10 protein-coding genes and 2 pseudogenes are annotated in these 8,819 nt (G+C 68.6%); 3 read left to right on the forward strand and 9 right to left on the reverse strand.

From position 1 onward, the window contains the following. Positions 1-129 (forward strand): annotated as a pseudogene (locus tag GTW67_RS23390) (thioredoxin-disulfide reductase); the annotation flags it as partial. 40 nt (positions 130-169) lie between these two features. Further along, positions 170-502 (forward strand): thioredoxin, encoded by a 333-nt coding sequence (trxA, locus tag GTW67_RS23395; protein ID WP_063482508.1) that lies wholly within the window; start codon positions 170-172, stop codon positions 500-502. A 79-nt stretch (positions 503-581) separates the two neighbouring features. On the opposite strand, the gene GTW67_RS23400 is transcribed toward trxA, so the two are convergent. From GTW67_RS23400 to rpmH, 9 genes are all read right to left on the reverse strand, one after another. Then, positions 582-1,199: a GNAT family N-acetyltransferase gene (locus GTW67_RS23400; protein ID WP_161166769.1), complete on the reverse strand. Its 618-nt coding sequence runs from the start codon at positions 1,197-1,199 to the stop codon at positions 582-584. 339 nt (positions 1,200-1,538) lie between these two features. Further along, positions 1,539-2,636, reverse strand: a complete 1,098-nt coding sequence (locus tag GTW67_RS23405) for a ParB/RepB/Spo0J family partition protein (RefSeq protein ID WP_161166770.1) — start codon at positions 2,634-2,636, stop codon at positions 1,539-1,541. After that, complete coding sequence (locus GTW67_RS23410; RefSeq protein ID WP_161166771.1) at positions 2,633-3,706, reverse strand: ParA family protein; 1,074 nt, start codon at positions 3,704-3,706, stop codon at positions 2,633-2,635. The genes GTW67_RS23405 and GTW67_RS23410 overlap by 4 nt, the downstream gene beginning before the upstream one ends. Before the next feature lie 305 nt (positions 3,707-4,011). After that, the gene (gene rsmG, locus GTW67_RS23415; RefSeq protein WP_161166772.1) at positions 4,012-4,731 is read right to left on the reverse strand and encodes a 16S rRNA (guanine(527)-N(7))-methyltransferase RsmG; all 720 of its coding nucleotides are present in this window, start codon (positions 4,729-4,731) and stop codon (positions 4,012-4,014) included. Positions 4,732-4,856: 125 nt separating this feature from the next. Next, positions 4,857-5,369, reverse strand: a complete 513-nt coding sequence (locus GTW67_RS23420; protein ID WP_161166773.1) for a R3H domain-containing nucleic acid-binding protein — start codon at positions 5,367-5,369, stop codon at positions 4,857-4,859. A gap of 15 nt (positions 5,370-5,384) precedes the next feature. Beyond that, a complete protein-coding gene (gene yidC, locus GTW67_RS23425) occupies positions 5,385-6,665 on the reverse strand; it encodes a membrane protein insertase YidC (RefSeq protein WP_161166774.1) in 1,281 nt (426 codons plus the stop codon). Between the two features lie 3 nt (positions 6,666-6,668). Further along, positions 6,669-7,043, reverse strand: a complete 375-nt coding sequence (gene yidD, locus GTW67_RS23430) for a membrane protein insertion efficiency factor YidD (protein WP_161166775.1) — start codon at positions 7,041-7,043, stop codon at positions 6,669-6,671. Continuing rightward, positions 7,040-7,411 carry a ribonuclease P protein component gene (gene rnpA / locus GTW67_RS23435; protein ID WP_161166776.1) on the reverse strand — a complete coding sequence of 124 codons (372 nt, stop codon included), beginning with the start codon at positions 7,409-7,411 and terminating at the stop codon, positions 7,040-7,042. Before rnpA ends, yidD begins: the two co-directional genes overlap by 4 nt. Before the next feature lie 21 nt (positions 7,412-7,432). Next, positions 7,433-7,570 (reverse strand): 50S ribosomal protein L34, encoded by a 138-nt coding sequence (gene rpmH / locus GTW67_RS23440; protein WP_003975051.1) that lies wholly within the window; start codon positions 7,568-7,570, stop codon positions 7,433-7,435. 377 nt (positions 7,571-7,947) lie between these two features. Here rpmH and dnaA point away from each other — a divergent pair. Next, positions 7,948-8,819, forward strand: a pseudogene (gene dnaA, locus GTW67_RS23445) (chromosomal replication initiator protein DnaA); the annotation flags it as partial.

The following is an 8,819-nucleotide window of genomic DNA, read 5'->3' on the forward strand; positions in this document are numbered from 1 at the left end:
GTCGACCACACCTACCGGCAGGCGATCACCGCCGCCGGCACCGGCTGCTCCGCCGCCCTCGACGCCGAGCGCTTCCTCGCCGCGCTCACCGACGAGGACAAGGCCGAGCCCGAGAAGACCGCTGTCTGACCCCCTTCCGCCCCCGCACCAACCAGTTAAGGAGCCCGCCGTGGCCGGCACCCTGAAGCAAGTGACCGACGACTCCTTCGAGCAGGACGTCCTCAAGAGCGACAAGCCCGTCCTGGTGGACTTCTGGGCCGCCTGGTGCGGACCGTGCCGCCAGATCGCGCCGTCCCTCGAGGCGATCGCCGCCGAGTACGGCGACAAGATCGAGATCGTCAAGCTGAACATCGACGAGAACCCGGGTACGGCCGCCAAGTACGGCGTCATGTCCATTCCGACGCTCAACGTGTACCAGGGTGGCGAGGTCGCCAAGACCATCGTCGGCGCCAAGCCCAAGGCCGCGATCGTTCGCGACCTTGAGGACTTCATCGCCGACTGACGTTTCACGTGAAACACGAAGGGGCCGGCCCGTCTGGGCCGGCCCCTTCGTTGTGCGGTCCCTCAGGGACCTCGGCGAGTCACAGCGGCCGGAGCACCGGCTCCTTCTGAACGGCCCCGAGCAGCCGGTCCAGCGCCATCTCCACGTCTTCCTTCCAGGACAGCGTGGACCGCAGCTCCAGCCTCAGCCGCGGATGGTAGGGGTGGGGCCGGACCGTCTTGAAGCCCACGGCCAGCAGATGATCCGCCGGCAGCACACAGGCGGGTTCCTTCCAGCGCGCGTCCCCGAAGGCCTCGATCGCCTTGAAGCCCCGCCGCAGCAGATCCTTGGCGACCGTCTGCACCAGCACCCGCCCCAGGCCCTGTCCCTGGTAGCCCGGCATCACGAAGGACGTCATCAACTGCACCGCATCGGGTGCGACGGGACTGGTGGGAAAGGCCGTCGAACGCGGCACATAGGCGGGAGGGGCGTAGAGCATGAAGCCCACCGGCACGTCGTCGACGTAGACCACCCGACCGCAGGACCCCCAGTCCAGAAGGACCGCGGAGATCCAGGCTTCCTTCTCCGTGGCGGACGTCCCCGCGGTTACCGCGGCTTCGCCGCTGACGGGATCCAGTTCCCAGAAGACGCACGAACGACAGCGCTGGGGAAGGTCCTGAAGGTTGTCCAGCGTGAGCGGTACGACCCGACGCCCCATGAACGCTGTTCCTCGCTTCCTCCGCCGGTCGCGTCGCGGACCGCTGTGAGAGCACTCCGTTCCCTGAGCAGGCTGCCGATGAACCCACCGACCGCGCCCAGCCCCAGTCCCGCGCTCACCAGTCCGGTGCGGCTCATCGTTCGCATGGCCCCTGCCTGCCTCTCAGAGGTACTGCCCGAGGTACTGCCCGGTGACTGCGCCGTCTCGTACGCATCGTATCCACGATGGACGGAAGGGGGCACCGGCGAAAGGCAAAGGGCGGGCCGTGTTCCGGTATGCACCGGACACGGCCCGCCCTTCGACAGCCGGAGAACCACCGAGTGATCCACCTGCCCGGGATCAGGACTCGGTTTCCTCGTCCTCCCCGGCCCCGAGGCTCTTCTGCAACACGGGGCCCTCGCCGGGAGCGAGGCTTCCCAGGATCCGTTCGAGGTCTTCCATGGAGGCGAACTCCACGGTGATCTTCCCCTTCTTCTGCCCCAGGTCGACCTTCACCCGCGTCTCGAAGCGGTCCGAGAGCCGGGTCGCCAGGTCGGACAGCGCCGGAGAGACGAGAGCACCGGCCCGCGGACCCTTGGCCCGCTGCGGCTTCTGCGGCCTGGAGCCCATCAGGGTCACGATCTCTTCGACCGCCCGTACCGAGAGCCCCTCGGCCACAATCCGGTGAGCCAGCCGCTCCTGGTCCTCCGAGTCGTCGACGGAGAGCAACGCCCGCGCATGCCCGGCGGAGAGCACTCCGGCGGCCACGCGGTTCTGCACCTTCGGGGAAAGCTTCAGCAGACGCAGAGTATTGGACACCTGCGGACGGGACCGGCCGATGCGGTCAGCCAGCTGGTCATGCGTGCAGTTGAAGTCCTTCAGCAGCTGGTCGTAGGCGAAGGCCTCCTCCAGCGGATTGAGCTGGGCGCGGTGCAGGTTCTCCAGCAGGGCGTCCAGGAGGAGCTTCTCGTCCTCCGTGGCCCGCACGATCGCCGGGATGGCCTCCAGCCCGGCTTCACGGCTGGCCCGGAGACGACGCTCGCCCATGATGAGCTCGTAGTGCCCGGGGCTCGTCTGCCGGACGACGACCGGCTGAAGGAGACCGACCTCCTTGATGGAGGTCACCAGCTCGGCGAGGGCGTCCTCGTCGAACACCTTGCGCGGCTGCCGCGGGTTCGGAGTGATCGAGTCCAGAGGCACTTCCGCGAAGTGAGCCCCCAGGGGAGGCTCGGGCAGGCCGTTCGCCGCCGAGGGCGCCTCCTCTGTTTCACGTGAAACAGAAGCCAGCGTGGCCACCCTCGCCGCCGCCACCCCCCGGTCGTTGGGCAGCGCAGGCACCGAGGAAGGGGAAGCGGACGTCGCATTCCCCAGGGCTGCCGAGGCCACCGACTTCTCGGTCGGGGCTGCGGGAATCAGTGCCCCGAGACCACGGCCCAACCCCCTTCGTCGCTCACTCACTGGATCCCCTCCACCATGTTCGGGTCATTCTGTGCGCCGCCGTGGGCCTGGGTCGGGTCGTAGTTGACCCCCACACCCCTCAGCGCGATCTCGCGTGCCGCCTCCAGATAGGAGAGGGCTCCGCTCGATCCTGGATCGTAGGTCAGCACCGTCTGCCCATAACTCGGGGCCTCCGAGATACGGACCGAGCGCGGGATGCTCGTCCGCAGGACCTCTTCGCCGAAGTGACTGCGCACCTCGTCCGCGACCTGCGACGCCAGCCGTGTCCGGCCGTCGTACATGGTGAGGAGGATCGTCGACACGTGCAGGGTGGGGTTGAGATGTCCCCGCACCAGGTCGACGTTGCGCAGCAGCTGGCCCAGCCCTTCCAGTGCGTAGTACTCGCACTGGATCGGGATCAGCACCTCCTGGCCGGCGACGAGTGCGTTGACCGTCAGCAGACCGAGGGAGGGCGGGCAGTCGATGAGGATGTAGTCCAGCGGCTGCTCGTACGCCTGGATCGCCCGCTCCAGCCGGCTCTCCCGTGCCACCAGGGAGACCAGCTCGATCTCCGCACCGGCGAGGTCGATGGTGGCGGGGGCGCAGAACAGACCCTCGACATCGGGGACCGGCTGGACGACCTCGGAGAGCGGCCGGCTCTCGACGAGCACGTCGTAGATCGACGGGACCTCGGCGTGGTGGTCGATCCCCAGCGCGGTGGACGCGTTGCCCTGCGGGTCGAGGTCGACGACCAGGACGCGGGCCCCGTGCAGCGCCAGGGACGCGGCGAGATTGACGGTCGTCGTCGTCTTGCCGACGCCGCCCTTCTGGTTGGCGACCACGATCACACGGGTCTGCTCGGGCCGTGGCAGGCCCTCACCGGCTCGGCCCAGAGCCTCCACCGCCAGCTGGGCGGCTCGACCGATCGGAGTGTCGTCCATCGGAGGCGGTGTTTCACGTGAAACATCCGCCCCCATCGACTCGGTGCGGGGACCGGGGACCGGATCGGTCATCGGTCCCGCGATGTTGGCGTCGGACCGCAAGGATTCACTCTCCTCGACTTCAGGCTCGCAATGAACAGAGCCTCCCATGCCTTCGGGGTCGTGAACCAGTGAGGCTTGACGTTCTGTGGAGAAATCCACCTCTGTGGACAACTCCGTACCCCGCGAGAGGGTCGGACGCTCGGGAGAGTCCGGTTCCTCCGCAAGAGAACCGAGGGGCCTCCGGTCGCGAGGTTCGGCCGCGGCGCGACCGCGGCTGATGATGCCGTGCAGCAGTGAGCGACGTTTCACGTGAAACACGATGCACAGCACCCGAGGGCGAACCGCCGCGACACTCCGGCACGCGTAGGCGGGGAGGCTTGTGTGGAGTACGCCGTGCCCTCAGGGCAGCGTCCTCATCCGCGTCGGCGGCGTGCCCGTCCCGTCCGGGCCGCCTTCGCCCGTTTGGCGGCGAAGCGCACACCTCCGGGGCTCTCCCCGACCTCGACGCGCACCACGGTGGACCGGGGATCCACGACGCCCTCACCCACATGCAGGATGGACGTCTCCACCGCACCCAGCTTGCTCAGCGCCGTGGCCGCGGCCTTGAGCTCCTCCTCGGCCGTGTCGCCCTTGAGGGCGAGCATCTCGCCGTACGGGCGCAGCAGCGGGATGCCCCAGGTGGCCAGGCGGTCCAGCGGAGCGACGGCGCGGGCCGTCACCACGTGGACCGGCGGGACCTTCCCCATCACTTCCTCGGCCCGGCCACGCACCACGGTCACATGGTCCAGGCCGAGCAGCTCCACGACCTCGGTCAAGAAGTTGGTGCGCCGCAGCAACGGCTCCAGAAGCGTGATCTTCAGGTCGCCCCGGACGAGCGCCAGCGGAATCCCGGGCAGCCCGGCACCCGAGCCGACATCGCACACCGTGACCCCCTCGGGCACGACCTCCGAGAGCACCGCACAGTTCAGCAGGTGCCGCTCCCACAGGCGCGGGACCTCACGGGGACCGATCAGGCCCCGCTGCACTCCCGCCTCGGCGAGCAGCTCCGCGTAGCGGACCGCGTCCGCGTAGCGATCACCGAACACCTCACGTGCCTGCTCGGGCACAGGGGGAAGCTCCGCTGCCTCCGTCACGGGGGGACCGTCCTTCCGTACCGCACCGGGCGCGGGGCGCCGGTGCCAGAACCACCAGAACTATCAGGCTGACAAAATCCGGCCCCGTCTGCGCAACAGACGGGGCCGGAGAACGTGGGAACCGATCAGGCGGGAAGCACGACGACGAAGCGCTGCGGCTCCTCGCCCTCGGACTCGCTGCGCAGTCCCGCGGTCTTGACCGCGTCGTGCACGACCTTGCGCTCGAACGGCGTCATCGGCTGAAGCCGCACGGCCTCGCCGCTGCTCCTGGCCTCGGCCGCGGCCTTCGCGCCCAGCTCGGAGAGCTCGGCGCGCTTCCTGGCCCGGTACCCCGCGACGTCGAGCATCAGCCGGCTGCGGTCCCCGGTCTCCCGGTGCACGGCCAGGCGCGTCAGCTCCTGAAGAGCCTCCAGCACCTCACCGTCCCGGCCGACCAGCTTTTGCAGGTCACGGCTGTTCGTGTCGCTGATGATCGAGACAGAGGCACGGTCGGCCTCGACGTCCATGTCGATGTCGCCGTCCAGGTCGGCGATGTCGAGCAGACCCTCCAGGTAGTCCGCGGCGATCTCGCCCTCCTGCTCAAGGCGAGTCAGGGTGTCTGCACCCTCGGCAGCGGCGGAGGTGGTGCCTTCCGTCACGGGATGGACTCCTTCTTACTTCTTCGACGGGGACTTGGGCCGCTGCGGGCCCTTGCGCTGTCCGGACTGGGCCTTGCTGCGGCCACCGCCGCCGGGCTTCTGAGCGGACTTCTTGGCTGCGGCGGGCTGGGTGCCCGGCTCGGCGTCCGCCGGCTCGTCGGCCTTGGTGAGCGAGGTCTTCGTCTCGGCCTCGCCGGCCGCCTTCGTGGACTGACGCTGGGACTTGCTCTGGCGCTTGGGCTGCTGGCGCTTCGGCGTGCCCGTCGTGACGGGGGCGCCGTCCTCGGTCTGCGCGGCGACAGCGGCGTCGTTCTTCACCACGGTGCCGTCGGGCTGAGCCGCCAGGCCCGCCTTGTTCAGACCGTTGATGAACTTGCGCTCGAACTCGTTGCGGTCCCGGCCCTTGGTGACGATCGCCTTCACGATGGCCTTCTCACCGCGGCCACGCGTCTTGCCGTGCTCGGTGACGTGCTTGTGCAGGCGCTCCAGGTACGCGGCCTGGGCCTTGGAACCCGGGGTCGGGTTGTTGCGGATGACGTACATCTGCTGGCCCATGGTCCACACGTTGGTGGTCAGCCAGTAGACGAGGACACCGACCGGGAAGTTGATGCCGAAGACGGCGAACATGACCGGGAAGACGTACATCAGCATCTTCTGCTGCTGCATGAACGGCGTCTTCACCGTCGTGTCGACGTTCTTGGTCATCAGCTGGCGCTGGGTGAAGAACTGCGACGCCGACATCAGGACGATCATGATGGCGGTGACGACGCGGACGTCGGTGATCGAGGACCCGAGGGCCTCCACCTTCGACGCGCCGTCGGTGAACTTCGCCGCGAGCGGGGCACCGAAGATGTGGGCCTTCTGCGCGCTCTCCAGCAGGCGATCGTTGATGACACCGATGGTGTCGCCCGTCGCGATGCCGTTGAGCACGTGGTACAGGGCGAAGAAGAACGGCGACTGCGCCAGGATGGGAAGGCACGAGGAGAGCGGGTTGGTACCCGTCTCCTTGTACAGCTTCATCATCTCTTCGGACTGGCGCTGCTTGTCGTTCTTGTAGCGCTCCTGGATCTTCTTCATCTCCGGCTGGAGCGTCTGCATCGCACGCGTCGACTTGATCTGCTTCACGAAGAGCGGGATCAGGCAGATGCGGATCAGAATCACCAGGGACACGATGGACAGGCCCCAGGCCCATCCGGTGTCAGGGCCGAAGATGGCGCCGTACACGCTGTGGAACTGGACGATGACCCAGGAGACAGGTGTCGTGATGAAGCTGAAGAGGCTGGCAATCGTGTCCACTAATCATGCTCCTTGGGCATGGGACTGGGTCTCTGCGGCCGGGCTCGAAGGACTGGACGGACTCGTGGGAGAAGTCTGTCCCTCGATGGCCGGTTCGGCGGCGGAGGGCCCGCCCCTGCGTGCACGCCAGGCGTCACGCAGCATTTCGTGCCACCGCGGGCGCTTGCGCGGCGGAACATGGTCCACCCCGCCCAGCGACCACGGATTGCACCGCAGAATGCGCCAGGCGGTGAGTGCCGTTCCCTTGATGGCACCGTGCCGGTCGATGGCCGTGTAGCCGTAGTGGGAGCACGACGGGTAGTACTTGCAGACCGGCCCGAGCAGCGGACTGATCGTCCACTGGTACAGCTTGATCAGAGCCAGCAGCGGGTACTTCATCGCGCGCCCCCTCCCAGCAGCCGCTTGAGGGCGGCGTCCAGGTCTTGGGCCAGCTGTGCATGGTCGGCGTCACCCGCACCGGGCAGCGCTCGTACGACTACCAGGCTACCGGGGGGAAACAGGTCGATCCGGTCGCGCATCAGATGGCGAAGCCTGCGCTTCACCTTGTTGCGGACCACCGCGCCACCCACGGCCTTGCTCACGACGAAACCCGCACGTGTCGGGGGAGCGCTCTCCCCAGGCGCGTGCGGGTCCGTGGCACCGCTTCGAAGGTGGACGACGAGAGCCGGGCGGCCGGCCCGGCGGCCTCGTCGTACCGCGGTCGCGAAGTCCTCGCGCCGCCTCAGCCGGTTCTCGGTGGGCAGCACGATGTCATGACCTGACCGGGATCAGGCGGACAGACGGGCGCGACCCTTGCTGCGGCGGGTCGCGAGAATCGCGCGGCCGGCACGGGTGCGCATACGCAGCCGGAAGCCGTGGGTCTTGGCGCGACGACGGTTGTTCGGCTGGAAGGTGCGCTTGCTCACTCGGGGGCTCCAGAAAGAATCGGGGTTGGCGGGGTGCCGTCCTGGCTGTCACCGTGCGCCCACGAGTAGCTCTCGTCACGCCCGAGTGCACCGCTTTTTCGATCACCTTGGACGTGACCTGTGCCCATCGGAGGCAGGCGGCAGCAGCCATCGACAACTCGACCTGGTTACGGTACGTGAGACTGCGCCATTCGGTCAAACCAGAGGTGACCGAGGCACACTTGTCCACAGGCTGGGGACAACGACTTGAACCCTACCGGTCGCGCTGACTACCGTGACTGAACTCCGATTCGTTCCCTTATCCCTGCCCCACCCGAGTTTCATCCCGACCCGTCCCCGAATCACACCTTCGAGGGACTCGTGAGAGAGCGTGCCCTGTGGCTGACGTACCTGCCGATCTTGCCGCAGTGTGGCCACGCGTACTGGAGCAACTCCTCGGAGAAGGCCGCGGGCAAGGGGTCGAATCGAAGGACGAGCGCTGGATCCGCCGCTGCCAGCCCCTCGCGCTGGTCGCCGACACCGCCCTGCTCGCCGTACCCAACGAATTCGCGAAGGGTGTGCTGGAGGGCCGCCTCGCGCCCGTCGTCAGCGAGACGCTGAGCCGGGAGTGCGGCCGCCCCATCCGCATCGCGATCACCGTCGACGAGACCGCCGGCGAGCCCCCCGCGCCGCCGGCACCGCCGGCCCGCCCCCAGCCCCGCTACGAGGAGCCCGAGCTCCCGTCCCCCGGCCAGGGCGGAAACGGCCCGGGCCAGGGCGGCCAAGGCGGAGGCGGCCACAACCGCGACGACTACGAGGGCTACGGCCGCCACCGCGCCGACCCGCTCCCCACCGCACGCCCCACCTATCCGCAGGAGTACCAGCGCCCCGAGCCCGGCTCCTGGCCCCGCCCGTCCCAGCAGGACGACTACGGCTGGCAGCAGCAGCGCCTCGGTTTCCCGGAGCGCGACCCGTACGCCTCACCGCAGCAGGACACGTACGGCCCGCCCTCCCAGGACAGCTACTCCTCACCCCAGCAGGACGGCTACGCGCAGGACTCCTACTCCCAGCGCGCCGACTACGACCAGGAGCCGTACCCGCAGGACGCGTACCCACAGGACCGGCGTCCCCAGGACCGCCGCCCGCAGCCGCCGGAGCGCTCCCCCTACGACTCCCAGCGCGCCGACTACGACCAGCCCCGCGGCGACTACGACCAGCGCGGCGCCCGGCGCGAGCTCCCCGAGCCGCCGCCCGGCTCCGGCCACGTCCA

Origin of the sequence: Streptomyces sp. SID5910, from assembly GCF_009862125.1 — a bacterium.
Lineage (GTDB): Bacteria > Actinomycetota > Actinomycetes > Streptomycetales > Streptomycetaceae > Streptomyces.